Genomic DNA, 23,627 nt, shown 5'->3' with positions numbered 1-23,627 from the left:
CCCTCCGCTCGTGGTGGTCGCGGTTCACTGTGCGGCGAAGGTACGATCACTGTCAAACTTCGACAGGTGTCGTACCATGGGCGCCATGGCACGTACGCCCCCACACCCAGAGGTGTCGGAGTTCGGCCTCCAGCAGGTGCTGGAGGCCCTCGTCGACCCGGTACGCCGGAGCATCGTCGCGCAGCTCGACGCCTCCGGCACGGACATCCCCTGCGGGGGATTCGACATCCCGGTCAGCAAGTCCACCGCCACGCACCACTTCACTGTGCTGCGCGAGGCCGGCCTGATCCGGCAGTACTACGTGGGAACCTCACGGATGAACTCGCTGCGCCGCGCCGACATGGACGAGGCGTTCCCCGGTCTGCTCGACGCGATCAACGGTCAGCCGGTGAGGAAGACCTGACGCTCCGCGGCCCTGTCGTCGAACGCCTCCAGCCGGGTCTGCCCCTCGGCGGCGAGGACGTCCAGCATGCAGTGCAGCAGCGCGGTGCACAGGACCGTCGGGCCGGCGTGGGAGTCGAACGCGAATTCCGAGCTCACCGGGGCCGGCAGGACCTCGTCCGCGAGTTCGGCGAGGCGACCCACCGGCTGATCGGTGACGAGGGCGACCTTCAGCCCGGCGCGCCGCGCCCAGACGAGCCCCTGCGCCAGCTCACGCGGATAGCGCGGCAGCCCGATGGCGAGCACCCACTCGGCACCCGATTCGGCCGCCCTGCTCAGCCGGTCCTCCAGGACCGAGCCCGGCACGTCCAGCACGCGTACGTCCGAGAGCACCTTCTCGGCGAGGTAGCCGAACAGATGCGCCAGCGGCGCGGAGATCCGCATGCCCATGACCAGGAGGGGGCTCGACCTGGCCAGCCGTCCGGCCACCCGCCGGAGCTGGCCGGCATCGGCCAGGCCGTCACGCAGCCGCTCCAGGTCGCGGATCTCGGAGTCGACCAGCTCCTGGATCTCGTTGAAGCGGTCGCCCGTCGTGTCCGGCGGCCGATCGCCGAACACGGACATGCGCAGCGCCTCCCGGAACTCGGGGAACCCACGGAATCCGAGCGCGGCGGCGAAGCGGGTGACCGACGGCTGGCTGACCCCGGCGCGCTCGGCGAGGTCCGCGCTGGTGAAGAAGACGGCCTCCTGCGCGTTGTCCAGTAGATAGCGCGCGATCCGGCGCTGCGACGGCGAGAGCCGGTGGCCGTCGAAGAGCGCCCGCAGGTTCGCGGCGATCCGGGTGGCGTCCAGCACGGCGAGGGACCGGCCGGTCTCCGGGACGTGCCTCATCGTGGAACACTTCCCTTCCTCGTGGGGTGGCGGCCCGCCCCCCGGCCGGCCGCCTACTCATGAATCGCGAAGCGCCCGCCGGGTGCAACACCACCGGGCGGCCCCCGTGGGGACCGCCCGGCTTCGCTGCTGCTGTGTGGTGTCGGTCAGCTCTTCGGGCCGTTGCCGTTGAACCGCGTCTTGCACTCCTGCAGCCGCACGTCGACCTGCTCGCCCCGGTCGACGGTCACGTGCACCGTCTCGAGAACCTCACCCGTCGGACGGGCGCAGGTCAGCGTCCAGCTCTCCTTGATGAAGTTGCCCGGCCCGGTGGCGACGACGCCGGTCTCGGTGTAGGCCGGGGCCGGCCGTACGGACGGGTTGACGTGCCAGGCGAACTTGCCGTTGGTGGGGGCGACCAGCGTCGACTCCAGGTGGGTGGGGACCCTCTGGGGCGGGTCGACGACGTTGTTCGCCTGCCTGATCGGCGCGGTCCACAGGTCGAAGTCCTTGGAGACCTTCAGGACCGCACCCTTCGGCGCCTTGCCGGTGATGACGGAGTGCCCGGCCGGATCGGCCGCGTACTCCAGGGCCACCATGAACGCCTCGCGGTTCGACTTGCCCTCGTAGCGGCCGGTGCCCGTGTAGTCCTCGATCACCTCGGGATAGGTGTTGTTGGTCGACTGGGTCTTCATGATCTCGTAGGTGAACCCGAGGCCGCGGGTCGCGTAGTACGACCAGTCCGGGGTCTCGCCGGTCGTCTCGTAGTCGAAGCCCGACTTCATGCCGGTGTAGCCGTTCTCGGCCGTGATCGCGTCGGTGAGGGCGGCGTAGACGGCCTCGTCCGGGGTGTCGCCCGCGCGCTTCTCCAGCGGCGGGCGAAGGACCGTGTGGCCGGAGGTGTGGTTCGTGATCAGGACCGTGACCTGGTTGTTCTTGGTCAGGTCCATGACGTTCTGCACTTCGGGCTCGGAGCCGGGCCCCGGGCCACGGGTCGTGGCGTTGGAACCGGCGTTGCTGCCCCAGCCGAAGGGGTAGTTGCGGTTGATGTCGACGCCGGCGCTGCTCGCGCACGTCGGGGACACGCCGCAGCTCGTACGCCGGTTGATGACGAACCCGTCGACGTTGACGACCGGGACGAAGATGACCCGCGCCTTGTCGAGCAGATTGGTGACCCGGGGGTCCTTGCCGTCGTTGCCGATCAGGTCGTAGGCGAACTCCAGCGTGTGCTCCCCGGAGGGCCACTCGTTGCCGTGGTGAACGCCCATCATGAACAGGACCGGCTTGCCGTCGGCGGCGTCGACGTCGTGGCTGACCTCGATGCCGTACACCTCCCGGCCCTGCCGGGTCTTGTGCGGCAGCGTGATGTGCTTGACGAGGCCGGGGTGCCGGGCGCTGAGCGCGAGCATCTCGTCGTTGTAGTCGGTGATGGTCCGGTAGGTGGTCCGCCCGCTGGGCAGGCTCGGCGCCTGCTGCTGGACGACCGCCGGGGAGTCCGCCGTGGTGGCGGCACTGGCGCCGGCGGCCGGACCGGCGAGACCTGCCAGAAAACCGACGCCCAACGCCAGCGCGAGAACGCGTTTCCCGGCGGCAGAGGCAGTGGAGGGGAACGTGCCTCCTGAAGACATGCTGAAACCTTTCTCAGCCACGGAAGAGCGGGAAACGCGAAAGCGTCCTTTTCTCCGAGCCGTCTTTCGGCAGTACGCGACACCCCCCGAACAGCCGCTGACTGCAAATTTTCAGTAAGTCTGCGGCTTGAATGTTCACCTGTCAACCACTGATCGGCGGCCTTCTCCGCACACAACCGAAAAAGCGCGAGTGATTTCTCGCACATAGACGAAAGCCGGAGGTGCGGGAAGAGCACGCCGATGCCCCCGCCTCTCCGCACCCACCCCTGCTTGCGATTCGGGCACGCCGTCGTCCGCGGCTCGGGCCGGCGCGCGGGGGCCGGCCGTCGCCACACGATTCGCCGTGCGGACCGGCCCGGGCGTAGTGAAAGTTTCACCCGGATACGCCCCGATCCGGATCACCCTTCACTCCGGGTGAACAACGGCGTACATGCCTATTGTCAAGGGTGACCAGGCAGGTTGTTCCGTTTTTGGCAGGACGGCGTACCAGACGTTCATTGACGCGACACTCGTGATTCACCTATCGTTCCGCACGGGTTCCCGAAAGTTTCTTTCTTTTTACGAAACTTTCGCGAACTCTTCCGCGGACCCCTGCGAGGAAGCGGGTGACGCCCTGCCCGTCCCGGCGGCGAATCAGGAGGAACGACCGTGCTGTCCCAGCTCGTTCTGTTCGCGATCGACATCTGCGCAGTGGTGTTGCTCGTATTCGGGCTCTATTTCCCCCGGCACCGCCGACGCGACCTGGTCGTGTCCTTCCTCGGGGTCAACATCGGCGTCCTCGCTGTGGCGAGCGCACTGAACGCCACCGACACGGGTGCCGGGCTCGGGCTGGGGATGGCGTTGTTCGGCGTGCTGTCCATCATCCGCCTGCGCTCGACCGAGCTCGACCAGCACGAGGTCGCGTACTACTTCTCCGCCCTCGCCCTGGGGATCCTCGGCGCCCTGAGCACCACCTCGGTGTGGCTCAGCGGCGGCCTGATGGCGCTCATCCTCGTGGTGATGTTCCTCGGCGACCACCGGCGGCTGTTCCGGCACTACCGGCACCAGATCCTGGTGCTCGATTCGGCCTTCACCGACCACGTCGCGCTCGTCGCGCACCTGGAACAACTGCTCGACGCCCGGGTGCACGCCGTCACCGTCCAGCGGCTCGACCTGGTCAACGAGACCACCGTGGTCGACGTCCGCTACGCACGAACCGACCGCGCGCTGATCACCGAATCCGGCGCACCCTCACACGCCGGAGCACGTCGATGACCCCGACGCCCGTCGGGCCGGCCCTGGCGCGGCTGGCCCCGGTCGGGCTCGCCGAGCTCGTCGACCGGGCCGCGCTGCAGACCCGGGTGGACCGCAAGTATCTGGTTCCGGCGGAGTCCCTGCCCCTTCTGCTGGAACGGCTCATGCCGTACGCCCAGATACTGGACATCGACGGCGAACGCAGCTTCCGCTACCGGTCGGTGTATTTCGACACCCCGCAGCTGGTCAGCTACCACCGCGCGGCCCAGCGCAGGCGGCGGCGTTTCAAGGTGCGCACCCGCACCTATCTCGACTCCGCCCAGTGCTGGCTGGAGGTCAAGATCAACGGCGCGCGGGGAAGCATCACCAAGCACCGGCTGCCCTATCACCCCGGTGACTGCGGCACCGTGGACCCGGGGCGCGACTTCGTCGACGAGGCGCTCGCCCGCGAGTCGATCGGTCCCGCCGCCGGAAGCCGACTCGACCCGATCCTGGTGACCGAGTACCGGCGCGCCACCCTGCTGCTGCCGGACACCGCGAGCCGGGTCACCGTCGACACCGCACTGGCCTGGCGGCACGGCGACGCCACGCTGTGGCTGCCCGGCATGGCCGTGGTCGAGACCAAGACCGCCTCGGCCGCCACGCTGGTCGACCGCATGCTGTGGCGTGCGGGCATGCGGCCCGCACGCATCTCCAAGTACGCCACCGGCCTCGCCGCTCTCCGCCCCGACCTGCCCGACGGGCCGTGGCGGCGGACGCTGCGCCGCCATTTCCACGGCGCGGCGTCGCCGGCCGGCCCCACACTCTCCCCCCTCCCCGAACAGGAGGCATCGTGCGTCTGACCCTCCGCAGCACCGGCGCGGCCGCCGCCCGCCGCGTCACGAGGGCCGCGGTCGCCGCCGTGGTCCTCGCGGGACTGCTCAACGCGTACCCGTCGCCGGCCGGCGCCGAAACGGCGTCCGGTGCCCGGCCGGCCGGACGCGTCGCGAGCGTCGCCGCCGCGTCCGCCACCGCGTCCGCCACCGTGTCCGCCACCGTGTCCACCGCCGTGTCGACCGCGGCGGACGACCTGACCGGCGACATCGTCTTCTCCGTGCCGAGCGGCACCTTCCAGAGCCAGGTGTCGGTGTCGCTGAGCACCGCGGTCAGCGGCGCGCAGATCCGCTACACCACCGACGGAACGCCGCCCACCGCGCAGTCGGCGCTCTACGGTGGCCAGCCGTTGCAGTTCACCCGCACCACGCAGGTGCGGGCGCAGGCCTTCGCCGGCGGCACGGCGTCCGGGAAACCCGGCACGGCCATGTACGTCGCCCGCAACACCACCACGGCCCACGACCTGCCGGTGGTCCTGATCGACTCGTACGGCAAGGGCAAGCCCGGCCGGGAGTACCTCGACGCCACCACCATGATCTTCGAGCCGGGCGGCGGAGCGACGACGTCGCTGGCCGCGGCTCCGGCGGTCGCCACCCGCGCCGGCTTCCACCTGCGGGGACAGTCGTCGGCCAGCTTCGAGAAGGCGCCATACCGCCTCGAGTTCTGGGACAACGACAACGACGACGCCGACTACCCGGTGCTGGGGATGCCCGCCGACTCCGACTGGGTGCTGCGCGGGCCGTTCCCCGACAAGTCGCTGATCCGTGAAGCCCTGGTCTACGACCTCGGCAAGGAGATGGGGCTGAAGGTTCCCCGGTATCGGTTCGTGGAGCTCTACGTGAACGGCGACTCCGGTCCGGTGGGCGCCGACGACTACATGGGCGTCTACCTGCTCACCGAGACGATCAAAAACAGCAAGAACCGTCTCGACCTGAAGAAGCTGGACGAGGACGACACGAGCCTGCCGAAGATCACGGGCGGGTACATCTGGAAGTTCGAATGGATGGCCGCGGAGGAGCCGACGCTGCCGTGCACCGGGACGGCGGCCACCTGCTGGACCTACCTCGAGGTGGCCGACCCCTCGCCGCTGCAGCCGCAGCAGAAGGAATGGCTGCGGGGCCACATCCAGGAATTCCACAACGTGCTGCACTCGCAGAACTTCACCGACCCGAACACCGGCTACCGGGCGTACATCGACGTGAACTCCTTCGTCGACCAGCTCATCGTCTACGAGCTGAGCCGGAACATGGACGCCAACTATCGCAGCGCGTACTTCTACAAGGACCGGGACACCAAGATCTTCGCGGGCCCGCTGTGGGACTACGACCTCACCTTCGGCGTGGGCGGGTTCTTCCAGAACGACCAGGCCGCGGGCTGGCAGTATCAGCAGACCCGGCAGCCGGTCGCCAACGACTGGTTCAGCCAGCTCATGCGGGATCCCGCCTTCGTCGACCAGGTCAAGTCGCGCTGGCAGACGCTGCGCCACGGCCTGCTGTCCGACTCGGCTCTGCAGAGCAGGATCGATGCCCTCTCCGGGCCGCTGGCGAACGCCGCGCAGCGCAACTTCCAGCGCTGGCCGAACCTCACGACGCGGACCATCGGCTTCTTCAACACGCCGACCGCGTCCACCTGGCAGGGGCAGGTGCAGTACCTGCGCGACTGGACGCTGCGCCGCGCGGCGTGGCTGGACTCGACGGCCGGATGGGGCGGCCCGGTCACCTCGCCCAGCCCGAGTCCCTCACCGAGCCCCTCCCCCAGCGTGTCGCCGAGCCCCTCCCCCGTCGTGTCGCCGAGCCCCTCCCCCGTCGTGTCGCCGAGCCCCTCGCCCAGCGTGTCGCCGAGCCCTTCGCCCAGCGTGTCGCCCAGCCCTTCGCCGTCCGGTGGGACGACCGGCGCGTGCTCGGCGACGATGCGGGTGGTGAACTCCTGGGCCGGCGGGTTCCAGGGTGAGGTCACGGTGCGCGCGGGCAACGCGGCGATCAACGGCTGGACCGTGAAGTGGACCTGGCCCGGTGGGCAGACCATCACCCAGCTTTGGGGAGGCCTGAGCTCCGGCTCCGGCTCGGCCGTGACGGTGCGCAACGAGACGTGGAACGGCTCGGTCGCGGCCAACGGGAGCACGACCTTCGGCTTCATCGGCAACGGTTCGTCGGCCACCCCGGCGGCCGCCTGCACCAGCCCCTGACGGGAGGACTCCGAGGTCCCGTCCGGCCATCGGCCCGGACGGGACCTCGGCACACCCGTGGGACACGTCAGCCGCTTCGGACGTCGCGCGTTCAGCTCTCCCCGGTGCCGACGTAGATCACGGCGTGCTTCACGGCGACGGGGGTCCACGGCACGATGACGACGGCGCCGTTCCGTTCGAAGACCCGTGCGTCCTCCCCGTCGGTGCCGTACTTCTGCGGCAACTCCGCCACCTCCGCCGCCTTGCCGGTGGCCGCGTCCAGGCGCACGAGCCGGGGAGGCAGATCGCGCCGGTCCCCGACTTCCAGGGCGAGCAGGCCGTGCTCGTCGGCGCGGACGAGAGTCAGCATCGTGGGCTTGGTGCCGGACGACTGCCACACCTGCCTGCCGGTCTTGAGGTCGAAGGCGAGCGCCTTGTCGCTCGATCGCGCCGCGCCCTTCACGTTCTGCGGGAAGGTCATGAGGTAGAGACGGTCGCCGTGCACGGCATAGCGGCGCTGCTCGAACATCCCGTTCACGAACGCCACCGTGTTCATCGCGAGCATGTCCACCTTGCCCGTCGTGAACTCGCTCGCCTTGCCGCCCCGGCCGTCGAGGACGGTGAAGGTGTTCTTGTCACCGTCCTCCTGACTGACGATCAGCGGATCGGCCGACAGCATCGTGCTCATCAGGCGCAGCTCGCCCATCTTGTACTGCCACCCGGCCTTGCCGGTCTTCGGGTCGAGCGCCTGCACGACGCCGCCCGAGCCCTGGAAGGCGCAGTCGAGGAGCAGGGCCACCCGGGTCGCCGCCGCGTTCACGTCCTTGATGTGGCAGCCGTCGGGCAACTGGTAGGTCCACTGCTTGCCGCCGTCCGACAGACGGTAGCCGGACAGGACGCGGTTGGCGTACACCACGGCGACGTCGCCCGCGCTCATGATCTGAGGCACGACGAGCAGATTGGCCAGCCGGGACTTCTCCGCCGGGATCTTGACCTTCCAGGTGATCTTCCCTGTCGTGGTGTCGATCCCGGCCAGGTGGTCGCACAGCTGGTCGCTTCCGTACGCCACGGCGCCCTTGCCGTTGGTCGGGTCGGGAGTGGCGCCGCAGAGCTGGTCACCGGGCGAGGGCGTGCCCCAGGCGCGCTTGCCCGAGGCCAGCTCGTAGGCGAGCACCCCGTCCCGCTGCACCCTCATCACCGTCGTGTCGCTGAGCCAGCTCGCGAACGCGAGCCCCTGGGAGAAGTCCATGCTGTCGGCGTTCGCGAGCGGGACGGACCACTCCTTCCCACCGCCGCCGGATCCGATGCCGGAACCTCCGCCCGCGACGAACCAGGCGGTTCCCGCGCCCACCGCGAGCAGCACCACCAGCCCGAGCGCGACGAACAGCAGCGTTCTGCCCCTGCCTCCGGGCGCCTGCGGCCGCTGCTGTGGCGGGAGCCCCTGGGCGGGATGTCCCGGAGCGGCGTAGCCCTGCTGGCCAGGGTAGCCCTGGCCTGGGTAGCCCTGGCCTGGGTAGCCCCCCTGCTGACCGGCGTAGCCCTGCTGAACGGCGTAGCCCTGCTGACCGGCGTAGCCCTGCTGATCCGGGTACCAGGGCACCTGCCCCTGCCCGGGCGGAGCGGGGGCCGGAGCGGCCTGACCCGGCTGCTGCTGTTCCCAGGGCTGCGGGTACGGCGAGCCGGGATACCCCTGGCCCGGCCGGCCTTGAACTGACTGACCCGGCCCCGGATATCCCGGCCCCGGATATGCCTGGCCCGGCTGGCCCTGACCCGGTTGCCCGTAGGGTGCCGAGGCGCCGGGGGTGCCCGGGCCCCAGGTCGTGGCCTGGCCGGGCGGGCCATACGCAGGAGGGGTCTGCGGGCCCGGCCCTGCCTGCCCCGGTGACGCGGGCGCTCCCCACTGCCCCTGACCCGGCTGGCCCTGACCCGGCTGCCCGTACGCCTGCTGCCCATACCCTGCTTGGCCTGGCGCAGGCTGCCCATACTCGGGCTGACCGTACGCCTGCTGGCCGTAGGCCGACTGACCGGGCGCGGGCTGACCGTACGCCTGCTGGCCCCATCCCCCTGCGTCACCCGGCTGTCCCTGGCCCGGGTGCGGCTGCTCCTGTCCGTTGGGGTACGGCGAGGGCGCGTTGGAACCGATGTGCGGGTCCCCGGTGTGCCGATCCGTCATGCCTCTCCCCCGATCACGCGAGCTGGGCGCGGACGTAGCCCGCCCACTGCCGCTCGAAGCCCGCCTTCGTCACCCCGAGTGCCTGGAACATGGCGGCCTCGCTGTCATCGCCCGGCGCCCGGTAGGCCGCGACCACGCCCTCGACCAGCTTCCGCTCGCCGTACTTCTCGGCGATGAACCGCATGGCCAGATGCCCCATGAAGTAGTTGGTGTTCGTCATCCCCTTGAAGTCCCAGACAGCGTTGGTCGGCAGCGTGCCCTCGAAGGGCATGGCGAGCCGTCCCTCCAGGTACGCGCGGCCCTCCGGGAATCGCCGGTTCTCCGTAATCGGCCGGCCGCGGCCGGCCACGTACTCGGCGAAGCCCTCGACGATCCACTTCGACCTGCCGAGGAAGCTGAACTCCGCACTGTCGAGTCCGGCGATCAGCGAGTGCGCCAGCTCGTGCTCGGAGATCTCCCTGATTCCCTGTTCGTCCTTGAAGAACGCGGTGGTCGTGTCCATCACGACGCGGGTGCCGCCGACCCTCACCGTGTCGTCTCCGACCCCCCAGCTCGGCATCCCGATCGAGATGCCCGCCTCCTCCGCCTTGGCCGTACGGAACAGCCTGCCGAGCTGGGCCTGTCCCTCGACCAGCGCCACCACGAATCCGGTCGGCACGGCGGCGTTCGGATCGCCGTTCTTCCGCCAGAAGGCGAGGTCGCCCGCGGCGGCGGCGGAGACCGCCGGCGCGACGCGCCGGGCGAGGGCGGCGTCCTCCGGCCTGGCGAGGACCAGGTTGCTCCCCGCCTTGACCACCGCGATGTCCGGCCAGATGTCCCACGGCCCGGGGTAGTACATCGTCTTCGACGCCTCGCCGCTGATCGTCGGCGGCGCGCCTGTCACCTTCGTCACGACGAGAGGCGCGTCCGGCGACGCCTTCTCGATGGTCCAGCGGTACCACTCGGCGACCGGACGCAGGTCGATGCCGGTGAATCGGTGGACGAACGCGACGTCCTGCGTGAATTTCACGCCCCGCCCGAAACTGTCCTCAGCCCGGCCCTGGCGGCGCAACACCTGGTAGGACTTCTCCGCCAACGGCATCTTGCGCAGGTTGGCGAAGACCCTCGCCTGACCGCGGACCAGAGCGGCGTTCTCCTGGTCGAAGATCGAAGTGAAGGCCTTCGCGTCACCCGAGGCCAGCGCCCTGCTGTGCCCCTCGACAAGCTTGGTGATCTCCTCGTCCTTCACGACGACCGTGTTCGGGTCGGTGACGCCGTCACCCGTGGCGTCGCCACCGGAGCGCCCGCCCCTCAGGACCAGGCCCACCCCCGCACCCACCGCGACGACGAGAACGAGAGACACGACGCCGAGCGTCAGCCACAGCCCGGTCTTACGGCCAGGGGGAGGGGGTGGAGGAGGTGAGTGCCACTGCTGCGGCGGAGGGCCGTACCCCCATTGCGGCTGAGGGGAATGGGGAGACTGCCACTGCGGCGGCTGATGCGGATACTGCTGCTGATAACCGGGCCCCGTTGTCACTTCTGCCCCGTAATGATCAGAGTTACCGAAAGGCGTAAATCGTATCAGCGGTCAAGAAGCGCTCACGGGCGCTTCCCCAACGCGCCACGCATGCTTTCGACATGGCGTCTGACCAGGGGATTTCTAACCCATCAGCCGAACATGCCGTGCCCTCGCAGACGATCCGCAGAAGTCCACTGCCATTCGCGCCAATCGGCGCGTTCGCATCTGGCGATATATGGAACGATCCATTTGCCGGTCATCCCTGGGCACCTCAACGACGGAATGTAGCGACGCGGCGCATCACCCGGCAGCGACCAGGTGAGCGCGGCGAGGAGGGCGAGCGCGCCGGAGCCTGGAAGGTGTGCGCCGGGCACCTCATGCGGTAGAAGTCCGACCTGCGCGGAGTAGGGACCATCCCAGGCGCACCGTTCGGGTCGCAACACTCACGCGCACCGCACACCAGTCATACGTACACGGCATCCCGCTCGCCACACCCGGTGAACCTTTTAATCTATGAGCATGTTCACTCGACCGTACAGCCCCGAGAACTATCCGGATCACGTCGCCGCATTCGAGGAGTTCGTTGCCTCTCCCGAGGGTCGACGGTTAGTGGAAGAGCATCTGGAACGGCAGTTCGACGAGGTCGAACTATTACCCGTCCCGCCGCTTCGCGAGCCCGACTACCGAAAAGCGCTCGGACAGGCCTTGCAGGACGAATCGTTCGCGCAGCTCGTGCGGAAAAACCCGTCCAAAGTCGCCCCGGGGACAGCCGCCGCATTGATCGACTTGAACCGGCGGATTCTGGCTTCCTACGAACCTGTCATGTACAGCCCGTTCGATGTGGACGGATGGGCCGAACTCGACGAGCTCGTGACCGCGCGCTTCAAAAAATCAGCAGCGGACTCCGCCCTCGTCAGCATCCTGTTCACACAGCCCAAATCCATCGTCTACAAAGACCTCCGACGCAATCACGCATATATAGACATCCGTTCTGGATTGCGCTGGGACCTGTACATCGCAGGATACGAGGCAGTGCCGATCCTGAACAGGTGGAGGTTCGACGCCCGGGGCTTCAATGAACTACGCGAGCATGTGGAAAGCGAGCACAAGGCGGCTCTGATATCGCCGCACGCACCCGCGAAGCGACCACCCTGGCATTTCTCGGGCACCGCCGACCTGGTAAGCGTGATGGCGTATCCCGGCGGCACCAGGACTAAGTACGACTGGCTCTCCCTCAAGGGCGTTCGACTGCTGGATTCCAACAGCCGGTATATCAGTCACAGCCTGGGCGAAGTGGTCGAGACGCTGAGCGATTGGCGGGACGATACGGACCCGGCCGCATTACGCGCCCTGGCCCCGGGAGAGGTGTATGCCTTCGCCGAGCCGACGCTGTCTCTGACACCGTATCTGCTCGCAGCCGGATCGAAACTCGTGGAGGGAGTGGCAGTCAATACAGCCTACGACCTGCTGAAGAAGCTCATTGCGGGCTGAGACCGCGTCCCCCACCCCCATCAGGCGGATCCCGTCGGCGATGCGCTGCGTGCGGGGGCTCCTGACTCGCGGCAAGAACCCCGATGACGGCCGGGTCGTCGATGTGCACATAACCCGGCCGGGCTCGAACGGGCCAAGCGGGTGGAGGACGACATCCGGCGCGCCCTGGCACCCATGACCGGCCGTCTCGACCCGGAACAGCTCGATCAGCTCGATCAGCTCGATCAGGCTGCTCAACCTCGTCTCGACCCGCTCATAGCGAACATCCCGCGGAGACCTGTTCCAGCGAGTGCTTCGGCAGATGGCATGTGTCCCCCGTACGAGCTACCGGCGAATGTCCACTCTGCGGTGACGATTCCGGACCGTCCGATCCGTAGCGTTACGACGCGGCCACGGCGCTCCGTCGCTTTCCCGCTGCACCGCCGTGCGCATCACTTCGTCGTCGACTCCCTCACTGGAGGACCTCATGCTCCGCAGAATCAGGACATCCGTTGTGGCGGCGCTGTGCTGCACCGTGCTCGGCGTAGGGGTCGCCGGCTGCGACGGCGACGCGTTGGAGAACTGGGACCCCCTCGCCTCGGCCACGCGGACACCCGATGCCACCCCGATCTCCGGGACCGAGAAGATCGATGTCGCGGGGCGGTCGGTGAACGTGTCCTGTTCTGGCGACCCGGAGAAGGGCAGGCCGGTCATCATCCTGATGCACGGGGCAGGCGATGGGCTGGACAAACTGGCTGACATCCAGAAGACGCTGAGCAAACAGAACCGGGTCTGTTCCTACGACCGGCTCGGCGCGGGTGCGAGCGACCAGCCGGACGGCACTCAGAGCTTCTCCAGCACGGGCAAGATCCTGACCGGGGTGCTCGACCGCGTCGCCGGTGAGGGCCCGGTCGTCCTGGCCGGACACTCGCTGGGCGGGCTGATCGCCGCCAGGTACGCCCCCGACCACCAGGACAGGGTCAAGGGGCTGGTCCTGATGGACGCCACCCCACCCACCATGGCGAACGACATCGCGAAGGCGATCCCCGAATCCGCCACGGGCCCGGCGGCCGAGTTGCGCGCACAGAACCTCGCGGTATTCCAGGGCGAGAACCCGGAGAAGCTCGTCGTCCCCGACGGCAAGGTCCGTTCCGCCGGGAGCATCCCGGTGGAGGTGATCCAGCACGGGACACGGTACCTCGCGGCCGTCCCCAAGTACGGGCCGCGTCTGGAGCAGGCGTGGGCCGCGGGCCAGCGCAAGTGGCTCGCGTTGTCCAGCGGCAGCGAACTGACCACGGCCACGAACAGCGGCCACTACATCTACGTCGACCAGCCCGATGTCGCCGTCAAGGCCATCGAACGCGTCACCGCGCAGGCCGCGCGTCAAGCACATGGTGAGTGACCGGCCCGGTCGGGTCCGGGATCAGCGGCCGGTTCGTGCCCGTCACGCCCTCGCCGCGTCGAACAGGAGCTGGCGCAGCCAGGCGATGAAGTAGTGGTCGCTCAGATGCGGGTTCCAGACCATGTCGATGCCCAGCCCGGGGAGGGGGAAGGGGAACTCCTCGATCCGCAGCTCGACGAGCGTCCGCATCTCGGAGGCGACCCGGTAGCGCAGGAGGGCAACCCCGCCGGCGCGTCCGACCAGGTACGGGACGAGCAGGAAGTCGGAGATCAACTGGCCGACGCGGTAGGTGACGCCCTTCTCATGGAGCACCGGATACGGGAAGACCCTCCGCTCGGTGTCCACGACGATGTGCGGCTGCGTGGTCAGCAGGTCGAGCGCGCTCGCCTCCGGTGGCGTGTCCGGCGAGGCCACCACCACGCAGCGGTCGTCGTACAGGCGCTCGCGCGGGTACGGCGCCGCGATCGCCTCGGAGATCAGGACGACGTCGACACCCCGCTCCGTGAAGGTGGACTCGGTCGGCACGGTGAACGTGCGCAGGCGGAGCGTCGCGTTCGGCGCCCGCTCGGCCACGAGCCGCCCCAGCCGCGCCCCGAGGACGAAGGCCGTGCTGGTCGTCATCGCGACGGTGATGACACGGCGATCCGTCGCGGGATCGAAGCCGGGGAAGTTGACCACATCCGCGGCCTGTTGGAGCGTCGCCCGCAACGGCGCGATCAGCTCCATCGCACGCGGGGTCAGCGCGACGTTGTTCCCCTGCCGGACGAGGAGGTCGTCGCCGAAGAGGCGTCGCATGCGCGCCAGGGCGTGGCTCATCGCCGACTGGGAGATACCGACGCGCTCGGCGGCCCTGGTGACCGAGCGCTCCTCCAGCATCGCGAGGAGGGGCACCAGCAGGTTGAGGTTGACCGTCGTCAACCGATCCAACCCGGATCCTGTGGTGCCCGCACCCTCGCCGTTCATCGCGAGGAACTCTACGCGCCGGCCCTGCTCAGGCGGCGCAGCCGGGGTATCGGGATCCGATAGTCCAGCGCCACGGCCACGCCGGAGCCGTCGGCGTGCGACCAGCGCATCAGGGCCGGTCCGCCGGGCCCTCCCTCGACGTACGCCGGCGCTCCGTGGACCGGAAGATCGCCCACGGCCTTGAGGTTGAGCCCGAACTGCTCGGTCCAGAAGTACGGCTGGAACCGGAGCGGCGGTGTCTCGTCCCCTCGTACGAGGGCGGCCGCGGCCACCTTCGCCTGCTCGATCGCACTGCTCCAGAGCGGAACGCGCCGCGCGCCGCCAGGCGAGGGGAACGCCGCCACGTCGCCGGCCGCCGCGATTTCGGGACGCACGAGTCCGCGCGCGTCGACCCGCAGGCCGCCCTCCGTCGCCAGGTCCGTGTCCGCGAGCCACTCCGTGTTGGGCACGTCGCCGGCCGCGGACACCAGGAGATCGGCCTCGACAACGGCGCCGTCGTTCAGGACGACCCGGGCGCCTCCCCCGTGCCGCTCGAGTCGTGCGGCGCCGGACTCGACGATGGTGAGCCCCCGGTCCAGCGCGGCCCTGACGAAGACGCCGGCCAGATAGGGCCCCAGTCGCGCGGTCATCGGGAGTCCCTCGGAGACGAGCGTGACCTCGCAGCCCGCCGCCAGGCATCCCGAGGCGATCTCCATGCCGAGCGGTCCACCGCCGACCACGACGACCGACGGACGCGCGGCGAGCCGGCCGCGCAAGGACAGGGCGTCGTCGAGTCCCCGCAAGGTGAGCTCTTCGGGCAGGTCGGACAGCCGCCGTGCGCGGGAGCCTGAGGCGATCACGAGCCGGTCGTACGGCAGCGCGGCGCCGTCGTCGAGCCTGACGAGCCGGCGCTCCACGTCGAGTCCGGAAGCCCGGACGCCGAGGATCTCGTCCGCCCCGTGCGTGGCCGGCGGCAGCTCGTGGGACGACACGTCGTCGCCGTCGAGCAGGAGCGCCTTCGACAGTGCCGGACGGCTGTACGCCGCGTGCGGCTCGTCGCCGACGATGGTCAGCTCACCGTCGAACCCGCTTTCCCGCAGCGAGTCCGCCGCAGTGAGGCCGGCGATGCCGTTGCCGACGACGACGACCCGCTTGATCGGCGTACTCATTCGACGCGCAGCGCCGCGACCGGGCAGACCCGGACGGCGGCGTTGGCCAGTGGGATATCGGCCTCGCCGATCTCCTCGCGGTCGAGGACGAGCTCGCCGTCGTCGTCCAGGTGCATCAGCTGCGGCGCGGCCTCCTCACACAGGCCGTGCCCTTCACAGCGGGGACGGTTGACGACGATCTTCATGCGGGGACCACCTCCAGGACGGGGAGCTCTTCGATGCTCCGGGTGATGTTGCTCGGCACCCGCACCTCGGTGCCGACGACGAGCCGCGCGACGCGGCGCGACAAGGCTTCGACGACCGCGTGCGCCTCCAGGCGGGCCAGGCCCTGACCGGCGCAGCCGTGCGGGCCGTAACCGAACGACAGGTGGTCGATCGGGTTGCGCTCGACCAGGAACTCGTCGGGGTTCTCGTAGTGGCGCGGGTCCCGGTTGCCGGCGCCGAAGAGGATCGCGACCTTCGCCCCCTCCGGGACCAGGACACCGTCGATCTCCACATTCCGGGTCGTACGACGCCCCCAGGCATGGACCGGGGCCCAGTAGCGGAGCACCTCGTTGAACGCGGCCGGCACCAGCGACGGGTTCTCCCGCACCAGCGCGAGCTGATCGGGGTGCGCCGCGAAAAGGGCGACGATGTTCCCGATGGAGGCGATCGTGGTGTCGACACCGGCGCCGAGGTACTGGTGGATGATGTGGCCGGCCGTGCCGGGCGGGATGTCGCCGCGCGCCTCGGCCTCGAAGATGCCGCGTCCCACCGAGCCGGGCGCCAGGTCGTCGGCGGTGACGTTGGAGCACCAGTCGTACAGCTCGCCCGCGATCGGGAAGCACTCCGCCGTGCGCTGGTTCATCGGGCCGATGACCTGCATCGCCGCCTGGCCCCAGCGCAGCATGTTGGCGCGGACGTGGCCGGTGAACCCGATGAGATCCGCGACGACCTCGAGCGGGAAGGCGCGGGCCAGCGCGTCGATGGCATCGAAGGAACCCTTGGCGACCAGCTCCCCGACGAGCGCGTCGGCCTTGGCGTCGATGCTCTTCTTGAGTCCGCGGAGCGCCCGCGGCGACAGGTTCGCGGTCAGGGTCGCCCGCAGCCGGGTGTGCACCGGCGGGTCCGAGGCGAGGGACGTGCCGCTCAGCGCCTCGTTGACCGCCGGGTTGAAGCCGATGGCCCCGGCCGAGGAGAAGATCTCCCAGTCCCCCAGGGCGTCGCGGATCACGTCGTACCTCGTGAGCGCGTAGACGTCGTTCGCCGGCAGACGGACGACACCTCCGAGAGCGCGCAGCGCCGCGTAGGACGGATAGGGATCGACGAGCACCTCGTCGTCGAACAGGTCGAGGTCGGAGACGGGAGGGGCTGAGTCGGTCATCGGGTTCACACCTCGGGTCGGTAATCGGTGAACCCAGTGAAATGACCGCACACCACATCACGCAAACACATGTTCTACATGAGCTGCCATGAATCACATGCATGACCCGAGCGTGTCCGCGCACCTCCGGCTCGACTGGTGGTGACGGGCAGGAAGGTCCGGCCGGCACCGCGGGTTCCTTGACCCCGAGGTCTCCGTACGGACTGGTCAGTCCCTGATCAGGAGGCCCTGGAAGGTGACGTCGCCTTCGTCGCCGTCCCATCGGTAGGCGAGCCCTTCGCCGGTCTGGATCAGGGTGACCCTGCCCGCGGCGCACGTGCCCAGCCGGAAGACGAGTGCCGTGCCGGAGCTGCGCGTCAGCGTCAGACTTCCCCGGCATGAGCTGTTGGTGTCCTTCCAGCTTCCGGTGCGCCCGCCCGGCTCCAGCACGATCTGGACGTCGGTCTCGCTGGTTCCCACGAGTTGGTCGGGCTCGAGATGACCTCCCCAGGTGCCGGCGAACGCGGCCGGAACGGTCCCGCCCGGCGTGGTCGACGGCACGGGAGCGGTCTTCGGAGTCGCTGTGGCGTCTCCCGCGGTGTCGTCCGTCGTCGCGGTCTCGTCCGTCGTCGCGGTCTCGTCCTGCCCCGCGCCGACGTCGTCCTGGGGTGCGCCGTCGTAGTCTGTGACGGTTTCCCCCGGCGTGGCGTCGGCGGGCGGTGCCGGTGATCCGGCGGTGTGCGAGACGGTCGTCGTGGCTGTGTGCGGCGAGGTGGCGGCCGTGCCGCTGGACAGCAGGCGCGGCCCCAGAAGAGCGGCGGTGACCGACACCGCGGCCACGGCGGCCACCGCCCCGGCGACGATCCCGGCACGGGAAGCCTGCCGGCGGCCGCCCACCCCGGTGGTCTCCGAACCCGACGGAGATGTCCCGGCCGGGCCGGCGCCCGGGAAGGCCGGGAGGATCGCGGTCGTCCCGCCCTGCCGTACGTCTTCCGGCCTGGTGGTCGCCGCGGCCGCGCCCGCCCGAAGCGGGTCGGGGGCGGACCCGACGAGTTCCAGCAGCAGGTCACGGGAGGCCGGTCGGCGCGCGGGATCCTTGGCGAGGCATCGTTCGACCACCCCGCGCAGCGACCCGGGCAGTGCCGAGGCGTCGGGCTCGGCGGTCAGGATCCGGTGCATGACGGCCGGGACGCTGGCGGCGCCGAAGGCCGCTCGGCCCGTGGCGGCGAAGACGATCGTGGCTCCCCAGGCGAACACGTCGCAGGCGGGCGTGGCCGGGTCTCCGGCGATCTGCTCGGGAGCCAGGTAGGCCGGGGTGCCGACCGGGCCCGCCGTGATCGTGTCACTCGCGCCCTGCCGGGCGATGCCGAAGTCCACCACCCGTGGGCCGTCCGGCCCCAGCAGCACGTTGGCGGGCTTGAAGTCCCGGTGCACGATCCCGGCCGCGTGAATGGCCGCCAGCGCCGTGGCCGTACCGACCGCGAGGCGCTCCAATTCGCCGCCCCCCAGCGGCCCGCCGGAATCGACCCGCTGTTGCAGAGACGGCCCGTCGATGAACTCGCTCACCACGTACGGCATCCGTCCGTCGACCACCGCGGTCAGCACCCGGGCGGTGCAGAAGGGCGCGACTCCCCGCATCGCGTCGAGCTCGCGGATTAGCCGCTCCTTCACCGACGAGTCGAGCCCCGACTTGAGCACCTTCACCGCGACCGGTTCCCCGCGGGGCGACCGGCCGAGGAACACCACCCCCTGCCCGCCCTCGCCGAGCCGTCCCGTCAGCGTGAACTCACCCAGGACGCGCGGGTCGTCGGGCTCCAGAGGAGTGACCATGGCACCGAACCCTAGCGACGCGGGGCCGCGGTGCGGTACGCCTCACCACAGCCGAACGCCGACGACGAAGGCGAGCCCACGCCGCTCCATGTCGCTCGGACAGGCCCTCATCGAGTCGCTTCGCCGACGCCTGCGACCACCACCGCGCGGCACCTCGCGACGTCGTCGAGCCCTGACGGGGAGGTCACGCGTCGTCCGGCAGCGGTTCGCCGGTCTCCAGCAGCGACTTCAGGCTCGCCACCACGCCCGGCCAGCCGTGGCTGACCATCTCGGCCATGCTCGATCCGGGCTCGAAGCCGTCGTGCACGACGGTGAGCTTCACGACCTGCCCGGTCTCCTCAAGCGTGAAGGTGACCTTCGAGCGGGCCTCGCCGGACAGCCGGGCGAGCAACTCCTCGTCCCAGTCGAAGCGCTTGGCGAGCTCCGGGGTGATGGCGTGCCAGGTGTAGGAGAGCCGACTGTAGGGTTCGGCCTCCAGCACGACCTGCTCCGGGTCACTGATCAGCACACCGTGGTTGTCCCAGGTCATCGGTGAGCCGACGGACCAGTCCGTGGTGAACTCCGTGGCCCAGTAGCGGCGGGTGAAGGCGGGCTCGGTCAGCGCCTGCCAGAGCTTCTGCGGAGTGGTGCGGATGTAGGTGGTGTAGACGAAGGTCGGCGCGTCCATCGGGTTCTCCTCCAGGGCGAGTTTCAGGTCCGCCAGGGCTTGGACCCTGGCCCGGTCGTAGCGGCTGATCCACCGATGGGCGATCTCGTGCACGGGCGCGGCGTTGAGATAGTGCAGCTTCTCCCGGCCCCGCCGTACGGTGGCGACGAGCCCGGCCTCCTCCAGCACCGCGAGGTGCTTGCTGACGGACTGCCTGGTCATGTCGAGGCCGGCGCACAGCTCGCGCAGCGTCTGCCCGTTGCGGGCGTTGAGCGAGTCGAGCAGCGCGCGCCGGCTCGGATCGGCCAGCGCCTTGAACACCTCGTCCATGCCCGCCCTCGTATCCGGGTTGCCACCTGCGATATGCAGCCATTCGGTTGCCTTTAACTTAGGCAGCCAAATGGTTGCCTGTCAAGGCACGCGGTTACGCCGGGCGCCTGCGGAATCCTGATCATGCTCGGCACGGTCCGCGGGTGCCGGGGCGCACGCGCAGGGACGGCGACAGGGTCAGCGCGCCACGCGGTAGCGGAGGTAGACGACTCTCGAGCTGAAGGTGCGGGCCTCGACGAGTTCGAGATCCACCTGGCGCTCGCACTGGGGGAAGAACGGGATGCCACCGCCGACCAGCACCGGGTAGACCCGGGCCCGGTACTCGTCGATCAGACCCAACCCGGCCGCCTGTGCGGCGAGAGTCGCGCCGCCGATCGCGATGTCGCCCTCCCCCGGCTCGGCTCGCAACCGCTCGATCTCCTCCGCCGGCCCGCCGAATGCCAGGCGGGCATTTCCCTGCACCTCCGCCAGCGTGGTGGAGAACACCACCTTTGGCAGCGGCTTCCAGAGCGCGGTCCACTCGATCATCGAGTCGTCGAGCGACGGATCCTGGTCGGCGGTCTCCCAGTACAGCATCGTCTCGTACAGCCGTCGCCCCATCAGATGGACGCCGACCTTGCGTATCTCGTCCGTGACGAATCGGAAGACCTCCGCGTCGGGCGCCGACCAGTCGAAGTCGCCATCCGGCCCGACGATGTAGCCGTCAAGTGAGACGCCCATCGAATAGGTCACGCTGCGCATCGCAAGCCCTCCTCGTCAACGGGTCCAACAGTACGACCGCGGGTCCGGCCGGCGCCTCCTGACGGTCACCCACGCATCAGACGGCTCTGATCGAAGCCGCCGAGCAGATCCATGCGTGCCGACCGTGACACTTGGCCGCGGGCCTTGCCGGGGGTAGCGTCAACCGCGGTCGCATGCCACGGGGAACTGCGCCGACGGCTGTCCGGAGTGGAAGGCTCGGATGCGATGAAGGTCGACTTGTTCCCCACCCTCGACAACGAGGGGGCCGCCATGGCCGAGCTGATCCGGCAGCGCCTTCAGTCGCTTCCGTTCGACGTCACGGTGCGGGTCGTCCCGAGTACGCAACCGTTCGCGCTGGCCAAGTCTGTGCTCACGGCAGATGCCGTGGTGCTTGACCTCACTCCACATTCGCCGGCGCATCGGTACACCGCGATGGCGTATCCGTGGCGGCATGACCGTGTCCTTGCCGTGTCCCGGTCGTACTTTCCGCTCAATGTCTCGCCGGCACGCACCGGCGGTGCCGCGCTGTACCCGGACCGCCTCGGGGCCGACGACATCGCCGCCTGGGTGGCGACCCAGGTGCGGGAGTTGGCCGCACAGGGGAAGCCCTCGCTCCTCCAGCGGGCCCGGGGTGCCGTCGGCATGCCGAAGGGCGGGAGTTCACAGCGGCCGGACATCTTCATCAGCTACCGCGGCACGGATGTCCGCGCCGCGCAGGCGCTACGAACCGCGCTGGAGAACGGCGAGCACCACGACGGCCGCCGCCAGGTCGTGCGGATGTTCGATGCCGGGCAGTTGGCGCATCCGGACGCGGTGCTGCCCGCGCTGATCCGGTGGAACGTCCTCGCGATCATCAGCGATGTGGTCGCCGCCGCACGCGAGACGTGGATCGTCGACACTCCGCAGTACCTCGGATCGTGGTTCACCCAGGGGGAACTGATCTGCTTACCCTACTTCGGCAAGTCGGACAGGCTGGTGGCGTTCGATCCGTCTACCGGGCGCGTCACACCCGGGCCCGAGAAGTACGTGGCCGAACTCGACGATGCCGCGGAACGGCGCCTGGCCAGATACTTCACCAACAGTCACCCCAACCTCATGGCACCGGAGAGCACGACGGTCCTGCGCGCATTGCGCCCGACCCGGCTGGCCCTGGCGCGTGACGAAGTGTTCGCGGACGAATTCTGGACCGTACCGCTGCTGCAGTGCCCGCACTGCAGCACACCGCAGCCACGCCCGGCGGCCATCGACGTGTCCGGTTTCCTGACGAACGCGAATCCACGCCTGTACCCGGTCGATCCCGACGTGCTCGCCACCTGCGCGTCGGGCCGAACCATGTTGCGGTGCACCAACCCCGACGGCTGCCCACAGCGATTCACGGTGCGCGAGTTGCCGCCGTACTACCTCTGGTATGGCCTACCGGTCGCCGACGGATCCTTCCTCGGCACGATTCCGGCCTACGCCGCCGTACCCGCGACCTGACCTCCAGCGAGTCGACCAGCTCGGTTCCTGTCGCTCCTCAGGCCGAGTGGAGGCGGTCGGATGAAAGTTGCCGCCGGCAACCGGCGCGGAGACGGCGACACCGGCTCCTGACCTGGCAGATCGTACGCATGACCGGCGGCGTCCCACCGCGGCCCGCGGGAGGTCCACCATGTCGCGGAAGATCACCCGGCGTCGCGGCGCTTGAGGGTGGACGAAGGTGCGCCTTCCCGCGCTCCGTCGGCTGTCGCGAGGCACCCCTGTCGATGCGATCTTACCGCTAGACATCAGTCGGCATACGTCATACGTTTCCCCTCGAAATGGTAGCGCCACCTCTGCCACACATTCTTAGAGGGTGTTTCAGCCCGAAAGGTGGCGAAAAGTACCACTTCTTGTGAGTGCTACCACGGCCGCCGTCGAGGCGTCAGAGCGGCTGTGCGCCCCGCGGTTCGGATGAGACATCCTCAAGTGCCTTTATGGGCATGTTCTTCTGTTTGATCCTGAGACGCCCGCCATGTACGCATGACGGCACCTGACCGCCACGGCCCCAATTGCCTGGCCTGTCCTCCACGCATCTGGGCGAAGCCCTCGCGCAGCGCTACGCCACGGTCATGACCGAGCAGCGACCGTACCCCAGCGACCTGTCCGACGCCCGCTGGAAGCTCGTCGAACCCGTACTGACCGCCTGGCGCGCCGAACGCCGGGGCAGAGGCCTGGACATCGGCCGCCCTCCCCAGCACGACCTGCGTGCCATCTTCAACGCCATCCTCTACGTCGACCGCACCGGCATCCCCTGGCGCTACCTGCCCCACGACTACCCGCCCTGGGCCACCGTCTACGGCTACTTCGCCCACTGGCAGAAAGACGGCGTATTCACCCAGCTCAGCGGCATGCTACGGCGATTAGTCCGCACGGCGGAAGGCCGTGACCCCGAACCGACCGCCTGCGTGATCGACGCCCAGAGCGTCAAGACCTCGACCAACGTCCCCGCCGCCACCCAGGGCATCGACGCGGGCAAGAAGATCGTCGGCCGCAAGCGCAGCATCGTCACCGACACCCTCGGACTGCTGCTCGCGGTGCTGGTCACCGCCGCCAGCGTGTCCGATCCCACCGCCGGCCGCCACCTGCTCACCCAGGTCGCCGCCACCCACCCCACGATCACCAAGACCTGGGCCGACAGCGCCTACCGCACCAGCGTCATCGAACACAGCGCCACGCTCGGCATCGACCTGGAAGTCGTCCGCAAAGACCCCGCCACCAAGGGATTCACTCCTCTGCCACGCCGCTGGACGGTGGAGCGCACCTTCGGCTGGCTGATGCTCCACCGCCGCCTGGTCCGCGACTACGAAGCCCTGCCCGCCCGCTCCGAAGCCATGATCCACCTCGCCATGATCGACCTCATGACCCGCCGACTCACCGGCGAATCCACCCCCACCTGGCGCGGCGCATAATCCGAAAC

At 69.3% G+C, this 23,627-nt stretch carries 19 protein-coding genes; 8 read left to right on the top strand and 11 right to left on the bottom strand.

Annotated elements, in window-relative coordinates:
* Positions 1 to 85 precede the first annotated feature (85 nt).
* A complete protein-coding gene (locus tag HHX41_RS13985; protein WP_169983037.1) occupies positions 86 to 403 on the top strand; it encodes a helix-turn-helix transcriptional regulator in 318 nt (105 codons plus the stop codon).
* Here the strand turns inward: HHX41_RS13985 and HHX41_RS13980 are convergent.
* Both HHX41_RS13980 and HHX41_RS13975 read right to left on the bottom strand, forming a co-directional pair.
* Positions 382 to 1,272, bottom strand: a complete 891-nt coding sequence (locus HHX41_RS13980; protein ID WP_182906284.1) for a MurR/RpiR family transcriptional regulator — start codon at positions 1,270 to 1,272, stop codon at positions 382 to 384. The genes HHX41_RS13985 and HHX41_RS13980 overlap by 22 nt on opposite strands.
* 146 nt (positions 1,273 to 1,418) lie before the next feature.
* Positions 1,419 to 2,879, bottom strand: a complete 1,461-nt coding sequence (locus HHX41_RS13975; protein ID WP_182906283.1) for a M14 family zinc carboxypeptidase — start codon at positions 2,877 to 2,879, stop codon at positions 1,419 to 1,421.
* Between the two features lie 648 nt (positions 2,880 to 3,527).
* On the opposite strand from HHX41_RS13975, the gene HHX41_RS13970 reads away from it, so the two are divergent.
* From HHX41_RS13970 to HHX41_RS40525, 3 genes are read left to right on the top strand one after another with little or no spacing between them, the layout of a single operon-like run.
* Positions 3,528 to 4,133, top strand: coding sequence for a DUF4956 domain-containing protein (locus HHX41_RS13970; RefSeq protein ID WP_310741981.1), 606 nt, complete (start codon positions 3,528 to 3,530; stop codon positions 4,131 to 4,133).
* Positions 4,130 to 4,954: a polyphosphate polymerase domain-containing protein gene (locus tag HHX41_RS13965; protein WP_182906282.1), complete on the top strand. Its 825-nt coding sequence runs from the start codon at positions 4,130 to 4,132 to the stop codon at positions 4,952 to 4,954. Before HHX41_RS13970 ends, HHX41_RS13965 begins: the two co-directional genes overlap by 4 nt.
* Complete coding sequence (locus HHX41_RS40525) at positions 4,945 to 7,170, top strand: CotH kinase family protein (protein ID WP_310741980.1); 2,226 nt, start codon at positions 4,945 to 4,947, stop codon at positions 7,168 to 7,170. The genes HHX41_RS13965 and HHX41_RS40525 overlap by 10 nt, the downstream gene beginning before the upstream one ends.
* 91 nt (positions 7,171 to 7,261) lie before the next feature.
* Here the strand turns inward: HHX41_RS40525 and HHX41_RS13955 are convergent, their stop codons facing one another.
* Positions 7,262 to 8,749, bottom strand: coding sequence for a PQQ-binding-like beta-propeller repeat protein (locus tag HHX41_RS13955; RefSeq protein WP_182906281.1), 1,488 nt, complete (start codon positions 8,747 to 8,749; stop codon positions 7,262 to 7,264).
* 586 nt (positions 8,750 to 9,335) lie between these two features.
* Positions 9,336 to 10,664 (bottom strand): hypothetical protein, encoded by a 1,329-nt coding sequence (locus HHX41_RS13950; protein WP_182906280.1) that lies wholly within the window; start codon positions 10,662 to 10,664, stop codon positions 9,336 to 9,338.
* A gap of 675 nt (positions 10,665 to 11,339) precedes the next feature.
* Between HHX41_RS13950 and HHX41_RS13945 the strand changes: the two genes are divergently transcribed.
* Both HHX41_RS13945 and HHX41_RS13940 read left to right on the top strand, forming a co-directional pair.
* Entirely contained in the window at positions 11,340 to 12,311 is a 972-nt protein-coding gene (locus HHX41_RS13945) for a hypothetical protein (protein ID WP_182906279.1), read from the top strand.
* Between the two features lie 466 nt (positions 12,312 to 12,777).
* Positions 12,778 to 13,692, top strand: coding sequence for an alpha/beta fold hydrolase (locus tag HHX41_RS13940; RefSeq protein ID WP_182906278.1), 915 nt, complete (start codon positions 12,778 to 12,780; stop codon positions 13,690 to 13,692).
* Between the two features lie 42 nt (positions 13,693 to 13,734).
* Here HHX41_RS13940 and HHX41_RS13935 read toward each other — a convergent pair whose 3' ends face one another.
* From HHX41_RS13935 to HHX41_RS13905, 7 genes are all read right to left on the bottom strand, one after another.
* Complete coding sequence (locus HHX41_RS13935) at positions 13,735 to 14,619, bottom strand: LysR family transcriptional regulator (RefSeq protein WP_259400918.1); 885 nt, start codon at positions 14,617 to 14,619, stop codon at positions 13,735 to 13,737.
* 47 nt (positions 14,620 to 14,666) lie between these two features.
* Positions 14,667 to 15,803 carry an NAD(P)/FAD-dependent oxidoreductase gene (locus tag HHX41_RS13930; protein ID WP_182906277.1) on the bottom strand — a complete coding sequence of 379 codons (1,137 nt, stop codon included), beginning with the start codon at positions 15,801 to 15,803 and terminating at the stop codon, positions 14,667 to 14,669.
* The gene (locus HHX41_RS13925) at positions 15,800 to 15,988 is read right to left on the bottom strand and encodes a ferredoxin (protein ID WP_182906276.1); all 189 of its coding nucleotides are present in this window, start codon (positions 15,986 to 15,988) and stop codon (positions 15,800 to 15,802) included. Before HHX41_RS13925 ends, HHX41_RS13930 begins: the two co-directional genes overlap by 4 nt.
* Complete coding sequence (locus tag HHX41_RS13920; protein ID WP_182906275.1) at positions 15,985 to 17,166, bottom strand: cytochrome P450; 1,182 nt, start codon at positions 17,164 to 17,166, stop codon at positions 15,985 to 15,987. Before HHX41_RS13920 ends, HHX41_RS13925 begins: the two co-directional genes overlap by 4 nt.
* A 207-nt stretch (positions 17,167 to 17,373) precedes the next feature.
* On the bottom strand, positions 17,374 to 18,975 hold the full coding sequence (locus HHX41_RS13915) for a serine/threonine-protein kinase (protein ID WP_182906274.1): 1,602 nt from the start codon (positions 18,973 to 18,975) through the stop codon (positions 17,374 to 17,376).
* 184 nt (positions 18,976 to 19,159) lie between these two features.
* Complete coding sequence (locus HHX41_RS13910; protein ID WP_182906273.1) at positions 19,160 to 19,951, bottom strand: metalloregulator ArsR/SmtB family transcription factor; 792 nt, start codon at positions 19,949 to 19,951, stop codon at positions 19,160 to 19,162.
* 177 nt (positions 19,952 to 20,128) lie between these two features.
* Positions 20,129 to 20,692 carry a dihydrofolate reductase family protein gene (locus HHX41_RS13905; RefSeq protein ID WP_182906272.1) on the bottom strand — a complete coding sequence of 188 codons (564 nt, stop codon included), beginning with the start codon at positions 20,690 to 20,692 and terminating at the stop codon, positions 20,129 to 20,131.
* Between the two features lie 225 nt (positions 20,693 to 20,917).
* Here HHX41_RS13905 and HHX41_RS13900 point away from each other — a divergent pair, with 225 nt between their 5' ends.
* Together HHX41_RS13900 and HHX41_RS13895 are read left to right on the top strand one after the other, a co-directional pair.
* Complete coding sequence (locus tag HHX41_RS13900) at positions 20,918 to 22,171, top strand: hypothetical protein (RefSeq protein WP_182906271.1); 1,254 nt, start codon at positions 20,918 to 20,920, stop codon at positions 22,169 to 22,171.
* 608 nt (positions 22,172 to 22,779) lie between these two features.
* Positions 22,780 to 23,619, top strand: a complete 840-nt coding sequence (locus tag HHX41_RS13895; protein ID WP_182906270.1) for an IS5 family transposase — start codon at positions 22,780 to 22,782, stop codon at positions 23,617 to 23,619.
* The last annotated feature ends 8 nt before the right edge of the window (positions 23,620 to 23,627 follow it).

It is taken from the genome of Microbispora sp. H13382, assembly GCF_014161445.1.
In the GTDB taxonomy this organism is placed as follows: Bacteria; Actinomycetota; Actinomycetes; order Streptosporangiales; family Streptosporangiaceae; genus Microbispora.
The sequence above is the reverse complement of the archived record's forward strand: the minus strand, read 5'-3'. Positions and strand labels throughout refer to the sequence as shown.

What these genes read in the sequence shown, in the direction of transcription:
- HHX41_RS13925 (WP_182906276.1), bottom strand. Translation starts at nt 15,988, where the DNA reads ATGAAGATCGTCGTCAACCGTCCCCGCTGTGAAGGGCACGGCCTGTGT.
- HHX41_RS13940 (WP_182906278.1), top strand. Translation starts at nt 12,778, where the DNA reads ATGCTCCGCAGAATCAGGACATCCGTTGTGGCGGCGCTGTGCTGCACC.
- HHX41_RS13910 (WP_182906273.1), bottom strand. Translation starts at nt 19,951, where the DNA reads ATGGACGAGGTGTTCAAGGCGCTGGCCGATCCGAGCCGGCGCGCGCTG.
- HHX41_RS13920 (WP_182906275.1), bottom strand. Translation starts at nt 17,166, where the DNA reads ATGACCGACTCAGCCCCTCCCGTCTCCGACCTCGACCTGTTCGACGAC.
- HHX41_RS13900 (WP_182906271.1), top strand. Translation starts at nt 20,918, where the DNA reads ATGAAGGTCGACTTGTTCCCCACCCTCGACAACGAGGGGGCCGCCATG.
- HHX41_RS13895 (WP_182906270.1), top strand. Translation starts at nt 22,780, where the DNA reads ATGACCGAGCAGCGACCGTACCCCAGCGACCTGTCCGACGCCCGCTGG.
- HHX41_RS13985 (WP_169983037.1), top strand. Translation starts at nt 86, where the DNA reads ATGGCACGTACGCCCCCACACCCAGAGGTGTCGGAGTTCGGCCTCCAG.
- HHX41_RS13975 (WP_182906283.1), bottom strand. Translation starts at nt 2,879, where the DNA reads ATGTCTTCAGGAGGCACGTTCCCCTCCACTGCCTCTGCCGCCGGGAAA.
- HHX41_RS13930 (WP_182906277.1), bottom strand. Translation starts at nt 15,803, where the DNA reads ATGAGTACGCCGATCAAGCGGGTCGTCGTCGTCGGCAACGGCATCGCC.
- HHX41_RS13965 (WP_182906282.1), top strand. Translation starts at nt 4,130, where the DNA reads ATGACCCCGACGCCCGTCGGGCCGGCCCTGGCGCGGCTGGCCCCGGTC.
- HHX41_RS13905 (WP_182906272.1), bottom strand. Translation starts at nt 20,692, where the DNA reads ATGCGCAGCGTGACCTATTCGATGGGCGTCTCACTTGACGGCTACATC.
- HHX41_RS13980 (WP_182906284.1), bottom strand. Translation starts at nt 1,272, where the DNA reads ATGAGGCACGTCCCGGAGACCGGCCGGTCCCTCGCCGTGCTGGACGCC.
- HHX41_RS13915 (WP_182906274.1), bottom strand. Translation starts at nt 18,975, where the DNA reads ATGGTCACTCCTCTGGAGCCCGACGACCCGCGCGTCCTGGGTGAGTTC.
- HHX41_RS13945 (WP_182906279.1), top strand. Translation starts at nt 11,340, where the DNA reads ATGTTCACTCGACCGTACAGCCCCGAGAACTATCCGGATCACGTCGCC.